Origin of the sequence: Pantoea dispersa (assembly GCF_014155765.1) — a bacterium.
In the GTDB taxonomy this organism is placed as follows: domain Bacteria; phylum Pseudomonadota; class Gammaproteobacteria; order Enterobacterales; family Enterobacteriaceae; genus Pantoea; species Pantoea dispersa.
Genome location: NZ_SCKT01000008.1, coordinates 1 through 20,035, shown reverse-complemented (window position 1 = coordinate 20,035; position 20,035 = coordinate 1). Strand labels below are relative to the sequence as shown.

The following is a 20,035-nucleotide window of genomic DNA, read 5'->3' as shown; positions in this document are numbered from 1 at the left end:
CAATTGCCTGATTAGAATGCGCGCAATTTCAGCCGATTCTGAGAAATTTCCTATGCGCAAAACGATCTCTGTCCCACGTCCGGGTTTTACCAGCCGCCCTGCTGCAATGCAGGCCCGCGTTGAGAGTGCCGCCGCGCGCTTTCGTCAGGCAATGGCCGCGTCAGATTATCCTCTGGCGCGCCAGTGCTGCGAAGAAGTGCTGCGCGTCATGCCTAACCAGATGCAGGTGCTCAGCGACTACGCGCTGACGCTGATGCGCGTCGGCGAACATAAAAAATCCTACAAGATTTACCAGAAAATCTATCAGGCACCGGCGGCGCAGCGCGCGCAGGCGTCGGAAACCTGGCTGGATGGCCTGACGGAAGTGTGTGGCTGGCTGGATAAGAAAGATGAAGTGGCGCGTTATGGCCTGGAATCGCTCACCCAATCCGACGTGCGTTTCAGTCAGGGCGCGAAAGCGACTTTTCCCGCACCGGCGCCTGCGCCGATTAACCGCAGCAATCCGGCAGAAAATATCATCTCCTTCAGCCTGTACGGCGGTCAGCCGCGCTACTGCGAAACCCTGATTAAAAACGTTGAGGTGGCGCGCGAGCTCTATCCGGACTGGATGTGCCGCATCTATCTCGACGATAGCGTGCCGCAGCACGTGTGGCAGCGCCTGACCCAGCCAAACACCCAGCTGGTGGATATGTCGCAGGAGAAAACCATTTTCCCTACGCTGTGGCGTTTTCTGGTGATGGACGATGTCAGCGTAAAACGCTACATCGTGCGGGATGCGGATTCGCTGCTGTCAGAGCGCGAAGTCGCGGCCGTCGACGCCTGGCTGGCTTCGCCATTCTGGTTCCACCACATGCGCGATTATTATTCTCACACCGAGCTGTTACTGGCCGGCATGTGGGGCGGCTGTCACGGCGTGTTTCACAACGTGGAGCAGCAAATGCGCGACTTTATCGCGCAGTATGACGGCAGCGAGCGCTTTACCGACCAGTACTTCCTCAAGGTAGCGCTGTGGCCAACGGTGCGCGACAGCATCCTCAATCACGACGATATCTTTCACTTCCACCACGCGCAGCCGTGGCCGGCGCATGCGCCGATTCGCTGGCAGACCGACAGCTTCCACGTCGGCAGCAACGCCGGTTTCGCCAGCATGGCCGGCAAAGTGGCCAACGCCGAAAATGGCCAGCAGCAGGTGGAGCTGACCTACGGCGGCAACAGCTGGTGCTATCCGGCGAAGGTGAAAAGCGACAGCGAATGGGTGCTGCCGATGCCGTTTTTCCTGATTGACGCCTGGAAAGCCGGCGATCTGACCGTGCGCGCCCTGTAGTTGCCCGGACGGTGCCCATCGCGCCCGCGATAAAATCCGCGGGTTGCCATGAATGTTCTGGACATTCATACAGTGGCGCTCTACCTTCTCCTCAGCGAGACGATCCGCGGGGGGATTATGGATCAGCAACTTATCATCAGCGGCGCGCTGGCGCTGGCCGGTTTGGGCATTGGCTGGATTATTGCCCAGCTGCGCGCCGGCCATCAGCACGCCAGCTTCACCACCGAACGCCGCCTGCTGGAACAGGCGCAGCAGCGTCAGCAGCAGCAGCTGGAGCAGCTGCAACAGCAACTGCAGCAGCGCGAACAGGAGCTGCGCCAGCTACACGGCACGCTAAGCGGCGCGCAGGAGCGCCTGCAGCAGCTGGATTACTGGCGGGCCGAGAGTGAACAGCTCAGCCGCGAGCTGCGTAATCAGCTGGAAGTTAACAGCGCGCAGGAAGCCGAACTGCGCGAAGTCACCATTCGATTAGAAGAGACGCGTTTCGCCGCTGAGGAGAAGCAGCGTCTGCTGACCAACAGCGAACAGCGCCTGAGTGCGCAGTTTGAAAACCTCGCCAACCGAATCTTCGAAAACAGCGGAAAACGCGTCGACGAGCAGAACCGGCAGAGCCTCAACAGCCTGATCGGCCCGCTGCGCGAGCAGCTGGACGGCTTTCGTCGCCAGGTCAACGACAGCTTCGGCCAGGAAGCGCGTGAACGTCATACGCTGGCACACGAAATTCGTCAGCTGCAGCAGCTCAACGCACAGATGGCGCAGGAAGCGATTAACCTCACCAAAGCGCTCAAGGGCGACAATAAAATTCAGGGCAACTGGGGCGAAGTGGTGCTCAGCCGGGTGCTGGAGGCGTCGGGCCTGCGCGAAGGCTACGAGTACCAGACTCAGGTCAGCGTGCAGCTGGAGCAGCAGGGCCGTATGCAACCGGATGTGATTGTGCGTCTGCCGCAGGGTAAAGATGTGGTAATTGACGCCAAAATGACGCTGATTGCCTATGAGCGCTACTTCAACGCCGACGATGAGCTGACGCGCGAACAGGCGATTCAGGAGCACATCAACGCGGTGCGCGGCCATATCCGGCTGCTGGGGCGTAAAGATTATCAACAATTGCCCGGTTTACGCTCGCTGGATTATGTGCTGATGTTTATTCCGGTCGAACCGGCGTTTCTGCTGGCGATCGACCGTCAGCCGGAGCTGATCAGCGAAGCGCTGCAGCAAAACATTATGCTGGTCAGCCCGACCACGCTGCTGGTGGCGCTGCGCACCATTAATAATCTGTGGCGCTATGAGCATCAGAGCCGTAATGCCCAGCGCATCGCCGACCGCGCTGCGCGCTTGTACGACAAGATGCGGCTGTTTGTCGATGACATGAGCGGCATCGGGCATAGCCTCGACAAAGCGCAGCAGAGTTATCAGCTGGCGATGAAAAAGCTGGCGCAGGGGCGCGGCAACCTGATCGCCCAGAGCGAGTCGTTTCGTGCGCTTGGCGTGGAGATCAAACGGCCGATTAACCCGCAGCTGGCGGAGCAGGCGCAGCCCGACACGGCGGATGATGCATGGGCCGATGACAGCGAGCCCGCTGAAAATGCGGCAGATTCTTCCGCCGCCTCCCTGCGCCGCATCAACGAATAACACGCCGGTGGCGTGCTCGGATCGCCCGACTCTGATACACTTCGGGAAGTATTGTTTGTGGAACAGGTAAAACCGATGGCAGATGAATCACAGCAGGAAACTACCCATTTTGGCTTTCAGACCGTCGCCAAAAGTGAAAAGGCCGATAAAGTCGCGGACGTGTTTCACTCCGTCGCGGCGAAATATGACCTGATGAACGATCTGATGTCGTTCGGCATCCATCGCGTCTGGAAGCGTTTTACCATCGACAGCAGCGGCGTGCGCCGCGGTCAGCGCGTCCTGGATCTGGCCGGCGGTACCGGCGATCTGACGGCAAAATTCTCGCGCCTGGTCGGTGAAACCGGTCAGGTGGTGCTGGCGGACATCAACAGCTCAATGCTGAAGATGGGACGCGAAAAGCTGCGCAACCTCGGCGTAACCGGCAACGTCAGCTACGTGCAGGCTAACGCAGAAGCGCTGCCGTTCCCGGATAACTATTTCGACTGCATCACCATCTCCTTCGGCCTGCGTAACGTGACCGAAAAAGAGAAGGCGCTGGCGTCGATGTTCCGCGTGCTCAAGCCGGGCGGCCGTCTGCTGGTGCTGGAGTTCTCTAAACCGGTTTTCGATCCGCTGAGCAAAGCCTACGACACTTACTCTTTCCACATTCTGCCGCGCATCGGCCAGCTGGTGGCAAAAGACGCGGAGAGCTATCGCTATCTGGCGGAGTCGATTCGTATGCATCCGGATCAGGAAACCCTGAAGGCGATGATGAACGACGCTGGCTTTGAAAATACCAGCTACTACAACATGACCGGCGGCATTGTGGCGCTGCATCGTGGCTTTAAGTTCTGATTAATCATGACTTTTACCCCTCTCATCACCGGCGGTCTTGAGACCGCCCTGAACCGTGTGTTGTACCGCGATCGCAGCCTGAAAACCGCACGCCAGCGTCTGGCCGGCAAAGTCCTGCTGCTGCGCCTGCAGGAGCTGGATTTTCCGCTGGTGCTGGTGTTCAGTGAAAACCAGCTGGATGTGCTGAGTGACTGGCAGGACCGCAGCGACTGCAGCGTCAGCCTGCGTTTCAGCACGCTGCCTAAGCTGCGCGATCGTCAGCAGCTGACCAGCCTGATTCGCAGCGGTGAGCTGGACGTGGAAGGCGATCTGCAGGTGGTACAGCAATTCTCCGCGCTGATGGATCTGGCTGAACTCGACCCGGCCGAATATCTCGCGCCGTGGGTGGGCGACATCGCGGCACAGGGCATCAGCCAGGCCGCTCAGCGTGCGCTGGCCCAGCTCAGGCAGCAGGTCACCCGCCGTCAGGATTATCTGGGGCAGGTGCTGACCGAAGAGTGGCGCGTGGCACCTGGGGCGCTGGAGCAGGCGTGGTTTTGTGAGGAGGTAGAAGCGATGGAACGTGCGCTTAATGCGTTTGAGGCGCGTTTGGCACAGCTGGAGGCGAAATGACGCTGGGAGAAATTCGGCGCTTATACTTCATTATCAAAGTTTTTCTGACCTACGGGCTGGATGAACTGATTCCGCATATGCGCATTACGCTGCCGCTGCGGCTGTGGCGGCGCTGTGTTTTCTGGATCCCCAACCGGCACAAAGAAGCCGAGATGGGCATCCGTCTGCGTCTGGCCATGGAGCAGCTCGGTCCGGTTTGGATCAAGTTCGGTCAGATGCTCTCGACGCGCCGCGACCTGTTCCCGCCGAAAATTGCCGATGAGCTGGCGATTCTGCAGGACCGTGTGGCGCCGTTCGACGGCGTGAAAGCCAAAGCGCAGATTGAGCGTTCGATTGGCGGCCCGGTGGAAACCTGGTTCGACGACTTCGATATCAAACCGCTGGCATCGGCTTCGATCGCCCAGGTGCATACCGCGACGCTGAAATCCAACGGCCGCGAAGTGGTGATCAAAGTGATTCGCCCGGATATCCTGCCGGTGATCAAAGCTGACATGAAGCTGATTTACCGCCTGGCGCGCTGGGTGCCACGTCTGCTGCCGGACGGTCGCCGTCTGCGTCCGATGGAAGTGGTGCGCGACTACGAAAAAACGCTGATTGATGAACTCAATCTGCTGCGTGAAGCCGCCAATGCGATTCAGCTGCGCCGCAACTTTGACCAGAGCCGCATGCTGTACGTGCCGGAAGTGTTCTCCGACTACTGCAGCGAAACCATGCTGGTGATGGAGCGCATTTACGGCATTCCTATCTCCGATGTTGCCACGCTGGAGCAGCACGGCGTCAACATGAAGCTGCTGGCCGAACGCGGCGTGCAGGTGTTCTTCACCCAGGTGTTCCGCGACAGCTTCTTCCACGCCGATATGCATCCCGGCAACATCTTCGTCAGCTACGAGCATCCGGAAGATCCGCAGTACATCGGCATTGACTGCGGCATCGTTGGCTCGCTGAACAAAGAAGACAAGCGCTACCTGGCGGAAAACTTCATCGCCTTCTTCAACCGCGACTACCGCAAAGTGGCCGAGCTGCACGTCGACTCGGGCTGGGTACCGCCGGATACCAACGTGGAAGATTTTGAGTTCGCGATTCGCACCGTGTGCGAGCCGATTTTCGAAAAGCCGCTGGCGGAAATCTCCTTTGGTCACGTGCTGCTCAATCTGTTCAACACCGCGCGCCGTTTCAATATGGAAGTGCAGCCGCAGCTGGTGCTGCTGCAGAAAACCCTGCTGTACATCGAGGGCATTGGTCGTCAGCTCTATCCGCAGCTCGATCTGTGGAAAACCGCCAAGCCGTTCCTGGAGGACTGGATTAAGGATCAGATTGGCATTCCGGCCATCCTGCGGGCGGTGAAAGAGAAGGCGCCGTTCTGGGCGGAGAAACTGCCGGAGCTGCCGGAGCTTTTTTACGACAGTATGCGCCAGCACAAGTTATTGCAGCACAGTGTCGATAAACTCGTCACCGATTTGAACGCGCAGCGCACCCGTCATCATCAGGCACGTTATCTGTTTGGCGTCGGGGCTACACTGTTATTAAGTGGCACCGCCGTGCTGTTGAGCCGGCCTGACTGGGACTTCTTCCCGGCGCTGTTAATGGCCGCCGGCATCGTCACCTGGCTCATCGGCTGGCGCAAGACAAACTGATTGTCTGCCTGGTGCAAATCGCGTAATGTCGCAGGCTTAAGTCCGGGTAAAAACGGACTTTCTGTGCGTTACAGTTAACCGTTTTTCACAGAATATTAGAGGCATATCTCATGGGCGGTATCAGTATTTGGCAATTGTTAATCATTGCCGTCATTGTTGTACTTCTGTTCGGTACCAATAAGCTTCGTAACCTGGGTTCGGATTTAGGCTCTTCCATTCGCGGCTTCAAAAAAGCCATGAGCGATGAAGACGAGAAAAAGGATCAACCGAAAGAGCAGGACGCTGACTTCAACGCCAAACTGGCAGACAAACAGCACACCCCGGCGAGCAAAGACGACGCCCGGGACAAGTAAGGTAAAACTGTGTTCGATATTGGTTTTAGTGAACTGGTATTGGTGTTCGTGATCGGGCTGATTGTACTGGGCCCGCAGCGCTTACCGGTTGCGGTGAAAACCGTTGTTGGCTGGATCCGGGCCATTCGCTCGCTGGCTGCTAATGTGCAGAACGAACTGGCCCAGGAGCTGAAACTGCAGGAGCTGCAGGACAGCCTGAAAAAGGTCGAAGAGGCAGGACGCGGCACGCTGTCGCCGGAGCTGAAGCAATCCATGGAAGAGCTGCGTAAAACCGCGGACTCCATGAAGCGCTCGGTGCAGCAAAGCATCGATATCGAGAAAGCGGAAGATGAAGCCAACACCATTCATCAGCCGCCCGCTGCCGCGCCACAGCCCGCTGCCGCACCGCAGCCCGCAGAGCCGCACAGCGTCGTGACGCCGGCCAGCGCGGCACATCAGGCCAGCGCCCCGGCGCAGGCGCCGCAGCCTGCACCAGCCACCAGCCACACCGATTCCGTCGCGCCTGCGACCACTCCTCCCGTAAAAGATGAACGATAAACATGGCCGTTGAAGATACCCAACCGCTCATCAGCCACCTGATTGAGCTGCGCAAGCGTCTGCTGAACTGCATCATCGCGGTGTTTGTTATCTTCCTGTGTCTGGTTTACTTCGCCAACGACATCTATCACGCGGTGGCAGCGCCGCTGATTAGCCAGATGCCCGCCGGCGCCAGCATGATCGCCACCGACGTGGCCTCACCGTTCTTTACGCCGATCAAACTGACCATCATTGTGTCGGTGTTTCTTGCGGTGCCGGTGATTCTTTATCAGGTCTGGGCGTTTGTCGCCCCCGCGCTGTATCGCCATGAGCGCCGCCTGGTGATGCCGCTGCTGTTCTCCAGTACGCTGCTGTTTTATGTCGGCGTGGCCTTTGCCTACTTCATTGTGTTCCCGCTGGCATTTGGCTTCTTCGCCAAAACCGCGCCGCAGGGCGTCACCATCGCCACGGACATCACTAACTACCTCGACTTTGTCATGACGCTGTTCATGGCGTTTGGCGTGGCGTTTGAGGTACCGATTGCCATCGTGCTGCTGTGCTGGACCGGCATTACCAGCCCGGACGATCTGAAAAAGAAACGGCCGTATATTCTGGTCGGCGCGTTCGTGGTTGGGATGTTGCTCACACCGCCGGACGTTTTCTCGCAAACTTTGCTCGCTATTCCGATGTACTGCCTGTTTGAAGTCGGCGTATTCTTCTCCCGCTACTATGTGGGTAAAGGACGTCAGGCGGCAGACGATGAGGAACAGAACCCCGACGCCTGATGTCTTTTATGCAGGGCATCCCGCTGATGGGGTGATGATGAATCTTAACCGCCCGCCTGCCGGGCGGTTTTTCTATCCGTCGCTTTAAGACGGAATGGGGAGCAAACATGTTTGATATCGGTGTAAACCTGACCAGCACGCAATTCGCAAAAGATCGCGATCAGGTGGTAAAACGCGCGCGCGAAGCAGGCGTCACCGGCCTGTTAATCACCGGCACCAATGCCCTGGAGAGCCAGCAGGCGCGTCAGCTGGCGACCCGGCACGCGGGCTACTGCTGGTCGACCGCCGGCGTGCACCCGCATCATGCCAGCGAGTGGTCGGCGGAAACCGCCAGTACGCTGCGCCGCCTGGCTGACAGCGAGCAGGTGGTGGCGATTGGTGAATGCGGACTCGACTTCAACCGTAATCTTTCCGCGCACGAGCAGCAGGAGTACGCGTTTGATGCGCAGCTCCAGCTGGCGGCGGAACTGCAGCTGCCGGTGTTTTTACACTGTCGTGAGGCGCATGAACGTTTTCTGGCGGTGCTGCAGCCGTGGCTGCCGAAACTGGTGGGCGCGGTGGTGCACTGTTTTACCGGCACGCGTGACGAGCTGGAAGCCTGCCTGGCGCTGGGTTTATCGGTGGGCATTACCGGCTGGGTGTGCGATGAACGGCGCGGAATGGCACTGCGTGACATGCTGCCGCTGATTCCGGCAGATCGTCTGCTGCTGGAGACCGACGCGCCCTATCTGCTGCCGCGCGATATGCGTCCGCGTCCGACCTCGCGCCGTAACGAACCCTGCTTTCTGCCGCATATCGTTCAGCAGGTGGCGCACTGGCGTGGTGAACAGCCAGACGCACTGGCGGCACGCGTCGACCACAACGCACGTCAGCTATTCAGGCTGGCTTAAACCTTACGGAACTGCTTGTTGTCCACGCTGCGCATCACCTGTTTATTCAGCAGGTTAAGCAGCAGGATTGAGCGGGTTTCACCATCGGGCTCGGCAAAAATAGCGCGCAGCCCTTCAAAGGTGCCGTCGGTGATCAGCACTTCATCACCGACCTGCGGCGTTTCCGGATCCAGCAGGATCTGCGGCGCATCAGTTTGCAGCGCTTCGATCACTTCATACGGCACCGTCGCGGGCATGGCACCAAAGCGCACAAAGTGGCTGACGCCGCGCGTGCTGCTGATGGTGGTGGTGTGAATCGCTTCCGGATCGAATTCGATAAACAGATAGTTGGGAAACAGCGGCTCACTCACGGTGGTGCGTTTGCCGCGCACAATCTTTTCCAGAGCGATCATCGGGCTGAGGCAATTCACCTCCTGCCGCTCAAGATGCTCCTTCGCGCGCAACAGCTGACCACGTTTGCAATAGAGTAAGTACCAGGATTCCATAACTGCTCCCAAATAATGGACGCTAAGAATAACAAACCTGTTGTCAGAGTTATAGCGCATCGGCGGCCGGAAACCCGGTCACACAAGAAAAATCTCTACGAATTTTCCGATTGGTGCGGCGAACTAACGCTTTTCAGCAAGAAAATTGACGTCTGGCGATCATCTGTATCAGACTGCCAACCCATTAGACGAAGAAAAAGGACGGGCTGATGGAACTGTTTTTACTGAGCAATGGCAAAGTGGCCGACGATGCGCCGCTGCTGAGCTATGCGCATCCGCAGCTGCACGCGATGATTGCCCAGCGCGGCATCACCTCGGCGGTGCTGGTGCCCTATGCCATTATTCGTGACGATCACGCCCAGCGTGCGCAGGCGTTGTCTCAGTCACTGGGCATTCCGGTGCGCACGGTACACGAGTTCGAGACACCGGTTGCGGCCATTGAGCAGGCGGAGCTGATTCTGGTGAGCGGCGGCAATACCTGGCTGCTGAACCAGATGCTGCACGAGCAGGGGCTGATCGTGGCGATTCAGCGCGCAGTGCGCGAGCGCGACGTCCCTTACGTTGGCTGGAGCGCGGGCTGCAACGTGGCGACACCGTCGATTCGCACCACCAATGATATGCCGGTACGCAGCAGCGTGGTGCTGCCTGCGCTGGGGCTGTTCCCGGTGCAAATCAATCCTCACTATCTCGATGCGCACGTCAGCGGCCACATGGGCGAAACCCGTGATGAGCGTCTGGCCGAATTCTGCGCGGTGAATCCGCAGGAGTCGGTGATTGCGCTGCGGGAAGCCAGCTTCCTGCACGTCAGTGAGAACCGTCTGCGCTACTACAGCGCGCGCGGTGAAGATTTCAAAGTGTTCCGTCACGGTGAAGCGATTGCCGCTTATCACGATGTGCTGGCCCTGCAGTCGCTGGTGCCGTTTTCCTGTCAGCCCGCCTGACGCAGAAACTCAAACACGCTGGCGTGAACAAACTTATAATGACGCTTCACTCTGGCCGGAAGACTAACGCCGCATGAAATATCAGGATTTACGAGACTTTCTCGCGCTGCTGGAACAGCGCGGCGAGTTAAAGCGCATCACTCAGGAGATCGATCCTGTCCTCGAGATGACCGAAATCGCCGACCGCACGCTGCGGGCCGGTGGCCCGGCGCTGCTGTTCGAAAACCCGAAGGGCTACAGCATGCCGGTGCTGTGCAACCTGTTTGGCACGCCGAAGCGCGTGGCGATGGGTATGGGCCAGGAAGAGGTCAGCGCGCTACGCGAAGTGGGTAAGCTGCTGGCGTTTCTGAAAGAGCCGGAGCCGCCGAAGGGGTTCCGCGACCTGTTCGATAAGATGCCGCAGTTCAAACAGGTGCTGAACATGCCGACCAAACGGCTGCGTAATGCGCCGTGTCAGGAAGAGATTTTCAGCGGTGACGAGGTCGACCTGGCGCGCATCCCGGTCATGAAATGCTGGCCGGGCGATGCGGCGCCGCTGATTACCTGGGGTTTAACCGTCTCACGCGGACCGCATAAAGAGCGGCAGAATCTCGGCATTTATCGTCAGCAGGTGATTGGTAAAAATCGGGTGATCATGCGCTGGCTGTCGCATCGCGGTGGCGCGCTGGATTTCCAGGAGTGGTGCAAAGCGCATCCCGGTGAACGCTTCCCGGTGGCGGTGGCGCTGGGCGCCGATCCGGCCACCATTCTTGGCGCGGTGACGCCGGTGCCGGATACGCTATCGGAATATGCGTTTGCCGGTCTGCTGCGCGGCAACAAAACCGAGGTGGTGAAGTGCGTCTCGAACGATCTGGAAGTGCCGGCCAGCGCCGAAATCGTGCTGGAAGGCTACATCGAACCGGGCGACATGGCGCCGGAAGGGCCGTACGGCGATCACACCGGCTACTACAATGAAGTAGACAGCTTCCCGGTGTTTACCGTGACGCACGTGACCCAGCGGCGCAACCCGATTTACCACTCCACCTACACCGGCCGTCCGCCGGATGAACCCGCGGTACTGGGCGTGGCGCTGAACGAAGTGCTGGTGCCGATTCTGATCAAACAGTTCCCGGAGATTGTGGATTTCTACCTGCCGCCGGAAGGCTGCTCTTATCGCCTCGCGGTAGTGACGATTAAAAAACAGTATGCCGGTCACGCCAAGCGCGTGATGTTCGGCGTGTGGTCGTTCCTGCGCCAGTTTATGTACACCAAGTTTGTGATTGTGTGTGACGATGACGTCAACGCGCGTGACTGGAACGACGTGATTTGGGCCATCACCACGCGGATGGATCCGGCGCGCGATACGGTACTGGTAGAAAACACGCCAATTGACTATCTCGACTTCGCTTCGCCGGTTTCCGGACTTGGCTCGAAGATGGGACTGGATGCCACCAACAAGTGGCCGGGTGAAACCCAGCGTGAATGGGGGACGCCGATTGTGAAAGATCCTGCGGTTACGGCGCGTATTGATGCAATCTGGGATGAGTTAGCGATCTTTGCCGAGCCGCCGCAGCGCTGATGGCGGCTGAGAACCATAAAAAAGGGCACCTATGACGACGTTAAGCTGCAAAGTGACTTCGGTTGAAGCAATTACGGACACGGTTTACCGCGTGCGGTTAATTCCAGCGGCGGATTTTAGCTTCCGCGCCGGCCAGTATCTGATGGTGGTGATGGATGAGCGCGACAAGCGCCCGTTTTCGCTGGCATCGACGCCAATGGAAAAGGACATCATTGAGCTGCACATTGGTGCCTCAGAGCTGAACCTGTACGCCATGGCGGTGATGGATCGCATCAAAAACGATCGGCAGATCACCGTGGATATGCCGCACGGCGACGCCTGGCTGCGTGAAGACAGCGCGCGGCCGATTGTGCTGATTGCCGGCGGCACCGGCTTCTCCTATGCGCGTTCGATTCTGCTGACCGCGCTGGCGCAGCAGCCGGATCGCGATATCGCTATCTACTGGGGCGGCCGCGAGCTGAGACATCTGTACGATCTGGATGAGCTCAATGCGCTGGCGGTGAAGCATCCGAACCTGAAAGTGATTCCGGTGGTGGAGCAGCCAGCGGAGGACTGGCAGGGGCGCAGCGGCACGGTGCTGACCGCGGTGATGCAGGACTATGCCAGCCTGAGCGGACACGATATCTATATTGCTGGCCGGTTTGAGATGGCAAAAATTGCCCGCGAGCGCTTCTGTGCCGAACGTGGTGCGTTAGAAGCGCAGATGTATGGCGATGCGTTTGCCTTTATCTGATGCGTGACATGGTGCGCATGCACGTGCTGCTGCAAAAAAGCCCGCCCGGTTGGGCGGGAACACGTGCAAGTGTAGTGGTCAACGTATTAAACCCGTTCGAATACCGTCGCGATGCCCTGGCCTAAGCCAATGCACATGGTTGCCAGACCAAACTGTGCATCGCGACGCTCCATCAGATTCAGCAACGTGGTGCTGATACGCGCGCCGGAACATCCCAGCGGATGCCCGAGTGCGATTGCGCCGCCGTTAAGGTTCACTTTCTCATCCAGCTGCTCCAGCAGCCCTAAATCTTTCAGGCACGGCAGCGTCTGCGCGGCGAAGGCTTCGTTGAGTTCGAACAGATCGATATCCTGCACGCTCAGCCCGGCGCGCTTCAGCGCCAGCTTACTGGCCGGTACCGGACCGTAACCCATGATCGACGGATCGCAGCCAACCACCGCCATGCTGCGGATGCGTGCGCGCGGCGACAGCCCCAGTTCGCGCGCGCGGCTTTCGCTCATGATCAGCATGGCGGCCGCGCCGTCGGACAGCGCCGACGAACTGCCGGCGGTAACCGTGCCGTTGACCGGATCGAACGCCGGACGCAGCGCGGCTAAGCCTTCAAGGCTGGTGTCTTCGCGAATCACTTCATCGCTGTCATAGCGTTTCAGCACGCCATCGGCATCGTGGCCGTAGGTCGGCACGATTTCGCGTTTGAAATCACCGCGCTGAGTGGCGGCCGCAGCGCGCTGGTGTGAACGCAGCGCGAAGGCATCCTGCTGTTCACGGCTGATGTGGTGCATGCGCGCCAGCATCTCGGCGGTCAGCCCCATCATGCCCGCCGCTTTCGCCACGGTGCGCCCCAGGCCGGGATGAAAATCCACGCCGTGGTTCATCGGTACGTGGCCCATATGTTCCACGCCGCCAATCAGACAGCTGTGGGCATCGCCGACCATAATCGCGCGCGCCGCATCGTGCAGCGCCTGCATGGACGAGCCGCACAGGCGATTGACGGTGCTGGCCGGCACGCGATGCGGGATCTCCGCCAGCAGCGCGGCGTTGCGGGCGATATTAAAGCCCTGTTCCAGCGTCTGCTGCACGCAGCCCCAGATAATGTCATCCAGCGCGGCGGCATCGACGGCCGGATTGCGGCTGAGGAGTTCGCGCATCAGATGGGCGGAGAGATCCTCGGCGCGCACCTGGCGAAAGGCGCCGCCTTTGGAACGGCCCATCGGCGTGCGCACGGCATCAACAATCACTACGTTTTCCATGTTCATTACCTCAGGCAGTTTGCAGCGCCGCTGCATCAATCGGTTGAGCGACGGGATACCAGCTCTGATGCTGATGGGCTTTCTGAACCAGCAGCTCAGGCAGCGCGTACAGTGGGCCGAGCGCGAGGTAGCGTTTAGCCTGATCGACGACATTGCTGATGCCCAGCGTGTCCATATAGCGGAACGCGCCACCGCGGAACGGCGGGAAGCCTAAGCCATACACCAGCGCCATATCCGCCTCGGCGGGGGAAGCGATGATGTTTTCTTCGAGGCAGCGCACCACTTCGTTGAGCATCGGCAGCATCATGCGGTTGGCGATCTCTTCATCGCTGAATACCCGCTTCGGTTCACATACCGGCTCCAGCAGCGCATCGACCTCCACATCGGCGCGCTTCTGCGCTTTGCCTTTTTTGTCCTGTTCCCAGCGGTAAAAGCCCTGGCCATTTTTCTGGCCGTAGCGTTTGGCTTCAAACAGCACATCAATGGCATCGCGGTAATCTTTCTGCATCCGCGACGGGAAGCCCTGGGCCATCACCTGTTGTGCATGATGCGCGGTATCAATGCCCACTACGTCCAGCAGCCACGCCGGCCCCATCGGCCAGCCAAACTGCTTCTCCATCACTTTATCGATCTGGCGGAAGTCCGCGCCGTCGCGCAGTAGCAGGCTGAAGGCGGCAAAGTAGGGGAACAGCACGCGGTTCACAAAGAAGCCGGGACAGTCATTCACCACAATCGGCGTTTTGCCCATCTTGCTGGCCCACGCCACCACTTTACTGATAGTGGCTTCAGAGGTTTGCGCACCGCGAATCACTTCGACCAGCGGCATACGCGGCACCGGATTGAAGAAGTGCATGCCGCAGAAATTTTGCGGACGCTGCAGCGCCTGCGCCAGCTGGCTGATTGGAATGGTGGAGGTATTCGAGGCCAGCACGGCATCATCCCGCAGCTGCTGCTCGGTTTCAGCCAGCACTTTGGCTTTGATTTGCGGGTTCTCGACCACCGCTTCCACCACCACATCGGCGCGATCAAAGCCGCTGTAATCCAGCGTCGGCTGAATGCTCGCCAGCACGCTCGCCAGCTTCGTGCCGTCGATTTTGCCGCGCTCCAGCTGCTTGTTAAGCAGCTTGCTGGCTTCATTCATGCCCAGCGTCAGCGCCTGCGGATTAATATCTTTCATCTTCACCGGCACGCCTTTCCAGGCCGACTGCCAGGCGATCCCGCCGCCCATGATCCCTGCGCCCAGTACCGCCGCCTGCTCTGGCGTGCCGGCCGCGCTGCTGTGTTTCTTCGCCAGGCCTTTTACGTACTGGTCATTGAGGAAGATGCCGACCAGCGCGCGTGCCACATCACTCTGCGCCAGCGGCACAAAAGCAGCGGTTTCCAGCTTCAGCGCATCATCACGACCTAAGCCCGCTGCCGCTTCGATGGTTCGCACCGCGGCGATCGGCGCTGGATAGTGTTTACCGGCGGTTTGCTGCACCATGCTTTTGGCGAGGGTAAAACTCATCGCAGCTTCAATCGGGCTGAGCTTAAGCGGTGCCAGCTTCGGCGCACGACGCGCCTGCCAGCTTCCCTGGGCTATGGCATCCTGCAGCATGGTCAGCGCCGCGCTGCGCAGCTTCTCGCTGCTGACCACCGCATCCACCAGACCGAGCTTCAGCGCGCCCGGGCCATCAATATCTTTACCGGCGGCGATGATCTCCAGCGCGCTGTCGGCACCGAGCAGGCGCGGCAGACGCACGCTGCCGCCGAAGCCCGGCATGATGCCGAGTTTGGTTTCCGGCAGGCCAATGCGCGCGGTGGGCGTGGCCACGCGGAAGTCGGTCGCCAGCACACACTCGCAGCCCCCGCCCAGCGCGTAGCCGTCAATGGCGGCGATGGTTGGCACCGGCAAATCTTCCAGACGATTAAAGATGCTGTTGGCGAATGTCAGCCACTGGCTGAGCTGCTCAGCGGGCGCATCAAACAGCGACAGGAATTCTGTGATATCCGCCCCGACAATAAACGCCGGTTTGGCGGAAGAGAGCAGCAGGCCGCGCAGCGTGCTTTGCTGCTCCAGTACGCTCAGCGCCTCGCCTAAGGCGGCGACGGTTTTGGTATCAAGTTTGTTCACCGAACCGGGCGCATCAAAAACCAGCTCGGCGATGCCATCGTCAAGCCAGTGCACTGAAAGGGTATCGCCTTGGTAGAGCATGTCCGTCTCCTGAAACGCGAAAGGTGATCTGGTCATACCAGATGATCAGGAGTGTGGGTGTCATGTTAATTTTTTGCAAACGAGAGTTTGCTTATTTGATACGGCGATCACAGCGCGCGCAGCACGGCATCCCCCGCGCGGCTGTGCTACACTGCCGCCACTTTCGCGACATCGGAGACAAGTCCATGGATTCACTGAAAACCCTGTATCACGCGCATATCTCAACGCTGCAGCAGCGTGCGCAACAGGTGCTGGCGCGCTTTAAGCTGGACGCCATGCTGATTCATTCAGGCGAGTTGCTGACCGTATTTCTTGACGATCATGACTATCCGTTTAAGGTGAATCCCCAGTTTAAAGCCTGGGTGCCAGTGACCCAGGTGCCCAACTGCTGGCTGTGGATCGATGGCGTGAATAAACCCAAACTGTGGTTCTACTCGCCGGTCGATTACTGGCACAACGTCGAGCCACTGCCGGACAGCTTCTGGACCCAGGATGTCGAGGTCATCGGCCTGAAAAACGCTGACGATATCGCTCAGCTGTTGCCGGCACAGCGCGACAATGTGGCCTATATCGGGCCGGTACCGTCCCGCGCCACCCAACTGGGCATCCGCAGCGAGGGGATCAATCCTCAGGGCGTGATCGACTTCCTGCATTATCATCGCAGCATCAAAACCGATTACGAGCTGGCCTGTATGCGCGAAGCGCAGAAGCTGGCGGTGGCAGGCCATCGCGCAGCGAAAGAGGCGTTCTTCTCCGGCATGAGCGAGTTTGATATCAATCTTGCCTATCTGACCGCCACCGGCCACCGTGACATTGATGTACCGTATGGCAATATCATCGCGCTGAATGAACATGCTGCGGTGCTGCACTACACCCGGCTTGACCATCAGCCGCCGGCGAAACGTCACAGCTTCCTGATAGATGCCGGCGCAGAGTATCTTGGCTATGCGGCAGACCTGACGCGCAGCTACGCGGCGCAGAGCAAAACGCGCTACGCGGAAATGGTTGCTGCGATGAATAAAGAAGAGCTGGCGCTGATCGCCACGCTGAAAGCCGGCGTGCGCTATACCGATTACCATCTGCAAATGCATCAGCGTATCGCGCGTCTGCTGCTGAAGTTTGAACTGGTGCAGGGGCTAAGCGAAGAGACGCTGGTGGCGGAAAATCTCACCGGGCCGTTTATGCCGCACGGTCTCGGCCATCCGCTCGGCCTGCAGGTGCACGACGTTGCCGGGTTTATGCAGGACGACAGCGGCACGCATCTGGCGGCGCCATCGCAGTATCCTTATCTGCGCTGTACGCGGGTACTGCAGCCGGGCATGGTGCTGACCATTGAACCGGGCTTCTATATTATCGATTCACTGCTGGCGCCGCTGCGCAGCGGTAAGTTTAGTCAGCACTTTGACTGGCAGGCGATTGATGCCCTGAAGCCGTACGGGGGCATTCGTATCGAGGATAATGTGGTGATTCACGCCAGCCGCATCGAAAACATGACGCGTGACTTGCATCTGGCCTGATGGACGCTTACGACATTCCCGCTGAGGCCGTCAGTCTCAGCGAGGAGACCATCAAAAAGAGCCGCTTTATTACCCTGCTGGCGCATACCGATGGGGTGGCCGCTGCGCGCGCCTTTGTGCAGCAGGTAAAGCACGAACACCCGACCGCGCGGCATCACTGCTGGGCCTGGGTGGCGGGCGCGCCCGATGATTCACAACAGCTGGGGTTTTCTGACGATGGCGAACCCTCCGGCACGGCCGGTAAGCCGATGCTGGCGCAGCTGATGGGCAGCGGCGTGGGCGAGATCACCGCCGTGGTGGTGCGCTATTATGGCGGTATCATGCTGGGCACCGGCGGGCTGGTGAAAGCCTACGGTGGCGGCGTGCAGCAGGGGCTGAAGCTGCTGGCGCGCCAGCGTAAAGTGCCGATGCAATGTTTCACCCTGCAGTGTGACTATGCGCAACTGAGCGATATAGAGCGCCTGCTGCAGCGTTTTGACGGCAGCATTGAACAGAGCCATTATCAGGATCGCATTACGCTACGTCTGGCGTTGCCCCATCCGCAGATTGATGGCTTCAGGCAAAACCTTTCTGATTACAGCCGGGGCGCTTTGGCGCTGATCCCGCTGGACAACTAACCGCATCTGTTTAAAGGAAACGGCTGAATGCATTTTCGCGCCATTACCCGCATCGTGGGCCTGCTGGTGATTCTGTTCTCGGTAACCATGATCCTGCCTGGCTTAGTGGCCCTGATTTATCGCGACGGTGCCGGGCGCGCGTTCAGTCAGACGTTTATGATGGCGATCGTCATCGGTTCGCTGCTGTGGTGGCCCAACCGCAAACAAAAAAGTGAGCTGAAACCGCGTGAAGGCTTTCTGATTGTGGTGCTGTTCTGGACCGTGCTGGGCAGCGTGGGGGCAATGCCGTTTATCTTCGCCGAGCAGCCACACCTGTCGGTGACCGACGCCTTCTTCGAATCGTTCTCTGGCTTAACCACCACCGGTGCCACTACGTTAGTAGGGCTCGACTCGCTGCCCAAAGCCATTCTGTTCTATCGCCAGATGCTGCAGTGGCTTGGCGGCATGGGGATCATCGTGCTGGCGGTGGCCATTCTGCCGATTCTCGGCGTCGGCGGCATGCAGCTGTACCGCGCCGAGATGCCGGGACCGCTGAAAGATAACAAAATGCGCCCGCGCATTGCCGAAACGGCGAAAACCCTGTGGCTGATTTACGTGCTGCTGACGGTGGCCTGTGCGCTGGCGCTGTGGCTGGCGGGCATGCCGATGTTTGATGCTATCGGCCACAGCTTTTCGACCATTGCCATCGGCGGTTTTTCTACCCATGATGCCAGCATCGGCTACTTCAATAGCCCGACCATTAATACCATCGTGGCGATTTTCCTGCTGATCTCCGGCTGTAACTACGGCCTGCACTTCTCGTTGCTCAGCGGGCGAAACCTGAAAGTCTACTGGCGCGATCCGGAATTCCGCATGTTCATTGGCGTGCAGCTGACGCTGGTGCTGATTTGTACCCTGGTGCTGTGGTTCCATAATGTCTATTCCAGCGGCTGGCAAACCCTCAATCAGGCGTTTTTCCAGGTGGTATCGATGGCGACGACGGCGGGCTTTACCACCGACAGTATTGCGCGCTGGCCGCTGTTCCTGCCGGTGCTGCTGCTGTGTTCAGCCTTTATCGGCGGTATGGCGGGTTCGACCGGCGGTGGCCTGAAGGTGATTCGTATTCTGCTGCTGTGCAAGCAAGGGTCGCGCGAACTGAAACGCCTGGTGCATCCCAATGCGGTCTATACCATTAAGCTGGGCAACCGTGCGCTGCCGGAACGTATTCTCGAAGCGGTGTGGGGCTTTTTCTCGGCTTACGCGCTGGTGTTTCTGGTCAGCATGCTGGCGATTATCGCCACCGGTGTGGATGACTTCTCGGCCTTCGCCGCGGTGGCGGCGACGCTGAATAACCTTGGCCCGGGGCTGGGTGTGGTGGCAGATAACTTCACGTCGATGAATGATGTCGCCAAGTGGATTTTAATCTCCACCATGCTGTTTGGACGCCTTGAAGTGTTCACGCTGCTGGTGCTGTTCACGCCCACCTTCTGGCGCGAATAATAAAACAGGAATGAGTGATGAAAGCGTTAATTCTTTATTCCAGCCGCGACGGGCAAACCCGTGAAATCGCGGCGCGTATTGCCCGCACGCTGACACCGCAGCAGCTGTGTGATGTGCTGGATCTGGCGCAGGCACCGCAGGTGGAGTGGGCACAGTATGATCGCGTGCTGATTGGTGCCTCGATCCGCTATGGTCATTTCCAGCCCGAGCTGATGAAATTCGTCACGCAACATAAGGCGGAACTGCAGCAGCGCGTCAGCGGCTTTTTCAGCGTCAATCTTACTGCGCGCAAAGCCGATAAGTGCACGCCGGAAACCAATGCCTATACGCGTAAGTTCCTGGCGCAGTCACCGTGGCAACCGGATCGCTGTGCGGTGTTTGCCGGTGCGCTGCGCTATCCACGCTATCGCTGGTTCGATCGCATCATGATTCAGTTCATTATGCGTATGACCGGCGGCGAAACGGATACCACCAAAGAAGTTGAATACACTGACTGGGAGAAAGTCACGCGTTTTGCCCAGGATTTCGCACAGTTACCAGGCAAATTGCCGCAAAATAACGCGTAGTGGTGAAATTTAGGCCGAACGATCATTTTTTTGCAATAAACCCTTGTCAGCCAGAATTAACTCCCTATAATGCGCCACCACTGAGACGGCAAAGCGGCAACGCAGGCGGCTCAGCAGG

General features: G+C 59.0%; 19 protein-coding genes. 16 read left to right on the top strand and 3 right to left on the bottom strand.

The genetic code is table 11. The features are described from left to right. Positions 1-52 precede the first annotated feature (52 nt). The 9 genes from H7K56_RS18780 (at position 53) to tatD (ending at position 8,577) form a co-directional block, all read left to right on the top strand. Positions 53-1,324 carry a tetratricopeptide repeat protein gene (locus H7K56_RS18780; RefSeq protein WP_104189298.1) on the top strand — a complete coding sequence of 424 codons (1,272 nt, stop codon included), beginning with the start codon at positions 53-55 and terminating at the stop codon, positions 1,322-1,324. Between the two features lie 117 nt (positions 1,325-1,441). Then, on the top strand, positions 1,442-2,953 hold the full coding sequence (rmuC, locus tag H7K56_RS18775) for a DNA recombination protein RmuC (protein WP_150361807.1): 1,512 nt from the start codon (positions 1,442-1,444) through the stop codon (positions 2,951-2,953). Positions 2,954-3,028: 75 nt separating this feature from the next. Next, on the top strand, positions 3,029-3,787 hold the full coding sequence (gene ubiE / locus H7K56_RS18770; RefSeq protein WP_021506949.1) for a bifunctional demethylmenaquinone methyltransferase/2-methoxy-6-polyprenyl-1,4-benzoquinol methylase UbiE: 759 nt from the start codon (positions 3,029-3,031) through the stop codon (positions 3,785-3,787). Positions 3,788-3,793: 6 nt separating this feature from the next. Next, positions 3,794-4,399 carry a ubiquinone biosynthesis protein UbiJ gene (gene ubiJ, locus H7K56_RS18765; RefSeq protein WP_058758122.1) on the top strand — a complete coding sequence of 202 codons (606 nt, stop codon included), beginning with the start codon at positions 3,794-3,796 and terminating at the stop codon, positions 4,397-4,399. Then, on the top strand, positions 4,396-6,033 hold the full coding sequence (ubiB, locus tag H7K56_RS18760) for a ubiquinone biosynthesis regulatory protein kinase UbiB (protein ID WP_021506947.1): 1,638 nt from the start codon (positions 4,396-4,398) through the stop codon (positions 6,031-6,033). The genes ubiJ and ubiB overlap by 4 nt, the downstream gene beginning before the upstream one ends. A 110-nt stretch (positions 6,034-6,143) precedes the next feature. Further along, complete coding sequence (gene tatA, locus H7K56_RS18755; protein ID WP_010618194.1) at positions 6,144-6,386, top strand: Sec-independent protein translocase subunit TatA; 243 nt, start codon at positions 6,144-6,146, stop codon at positions 6,384-6,386. Between the two features lie 9 nt (positions 6,387-6,395). After that, on the top strand, positions 6,396-6,923 hold the full coding sequence (tatB, locus tag H7K56_RS18750; RefSeq protein ID WP_021506946.1) for a Sec-independent protein translocase protein TatB: 528 nt from the start codon (positions 6,396-6,398) through the stop codon (positions 6,921-6,923). 2 nt (positions 6,924-6,925) lie between these two features. Further along, a complete protein-coding gene (gene tatC / locus H7K56_RS18745) occupies positions 6,926-7,687 on the top strand; it encodes a Sec-independent protein translocase subunit TatC (RefSeq protein WP_021506945.1) in 762 nt (253 codons plus the stop codon). A gap of 107 nt (positions 7,688-7,794) precedes the next feature. Then, complete coding sequence (tatD, locus tag H7K56_RS18740; RefSeq protein ID WP_058758125.1) at positions 7,795-8,577, top strand: 3'-5' ssDNA/RNA exonuclease TatD; 783 nt, start codon at positions 7,795-7,797, stop codon at positions 8,575-8,577. On the opposite strand, the gene rfaH is transcribed toward tatD, so the two are convergent. Then, positions 8,574-9,062: a transcription/translation regulatory transformer protein RfaH gene (gene rfaH, locus H7K56_RS18735; protein WP_031279607.1), complete on the bottom strand. Its 489-nt coding sequence runs from the start codon at positions 9,060-9,062 to the stop codon at positions 8,574-8,576. The genes tatD and rfaH overlap by 4 nt on opposite strands. A gap of 209 nt (positions 9,063-9,271) precedes the next feature. Here rfaH and pepE point away from each other — a divergent pair, with 209 nt between their 5' ends. The 3 genes from pepE (at position 9,272) to fre (ending at position 12,294) form a co-directional block, all read left to right on the top strand. Continuing rightward, positions 9,272-10,003, top strand: a complete 732-nt coding sequence (pepE, locus tag H7K56_RS18730; protein WP_058758126.1) for a dipeptidase PepE — start codon at positions 9,272-9,274, stop codon at positions 10,001-10,003. 73 nt (positions 10,004-10,076) lie between these two features. Then, the gene (ubiD, locus tag H7K56_RS18725) at positions 10,077-11,561 is read left to right on the top strand and encodes a 4-hydroxy-3-polyprenylbenzoate decarboxylase (protein WP_021506941.1); all 1,485 of its coding nucleotides are present in this window, start codon (positions 10,077-10,079) and stop codon (positions 11,559-11,561) included. A gap of 31 nt (positions 11,562-11,592) precedes the next feature. Continuing rightward, positions 11,593-12,294 carry an NAD(P)H-flavin reductase gene (gene fre, locus H7K56_RS18720; protein WP_021506940.1) on the top strand — a complete coding sequence of 234 codons (702 nt, stop codon included), beginning with the start codon at positions 11,593-11,595 and terminating at the stop codon, positions 12,292-12,294. An 86-nt stretch (positions 12,295-12,380) separates the two neighbouring features. Here the strand turns inward: fre and fadA are convergent, their stop codons facing one another. Both fadA and fadB read right to left on the bottom strand, forming a co-directional pair. Beyond that, positions 12,381-13,544 (bottom strand): acetyl-CoA C-acyltransferase FadA, encoded by a 1,164-nt coding sequence (fadA, locus tag H7K56_RS18715; RefSeq protein WP_031279606.1) that lies wholly within the window; start codon positions 13,542-13,544, stop codon positions 12,381-12,383. A 10-nt stretch (positions 13,545-13,554) separates the two neighbouring features. Beyond that, entirely contained in the window at positions 13,555-15,738 is a 2,184-nt protein-coding gene (fadB, locus tag H7K56_RS18710) for a fatty acid oxidation complex subunit alpha FadB (RefSeq protein WP_058771080.1), read from the bottom strand. Positions 15,739-15,923: 185 nt separating this feature from the next. Between fadB and pepQ the strand changes: the two genes are divergently transcribed. The 4 genes from pepQ to hemG are packed head-to-tail and all read left to right on the top strand — an operon-like array spanning position 15,924 to position 19,917. Next, positions 15,924-17,255 carry a Xaa-Pro dipeptidase gene (gene pepQ / locus H7K56_RS18705; RefSeq protein ID WP_058758128.1) on the top strand — a complete coding sequence of 444 codons (1,332 nt, stop codon included), beginning with the start codon at positions 15,924-15,926 and terminating at the stop codon, positions 17,253-17,255. After that, positions 17,255-17,872, top strand: coding sequence for an IMPACT family protein (locus tag H7K56_RS18700; protein WP_058758129.1), 618 nt, complete (start codon positions 17,255-17,257; stop codon positions 17,870-17,872). The genes pepQ and H7K56_RS18700 overlap by 1 nt, the downstream gene beginning before the upstream one ends. 27 nt (positions 17,873-17,899) lie before the next feature. Beyond that, positions 17,900-19,351 (top strand): Trk system potassium transporter TrkH, encoded by a 1,452-nt coding sequence (gene trkH, locus H7K56_RS18695; RefSeq protein ID WP_021506935.1) that lies wholly within the window; start codon positions 17,900-17,902, stop codon positions 19,349-19,351. Positions 19,352-19,368: 17 nt separating this feature from the next. Then, on the top strand, positions 19,369-19,917 hold the full coding sequence (gene hemG, locus H7K56_RS18690; protein ID WP_088516583.1) for a menaquinone-dependent protoporphyrinogen IX dehydrogenase: 549 nt from the start codon (positions 19,369-19,371) through the stop codon (positions 19,915-19,917). Positions 19,918-20,035: the final 118 nt, after the last annotated feature.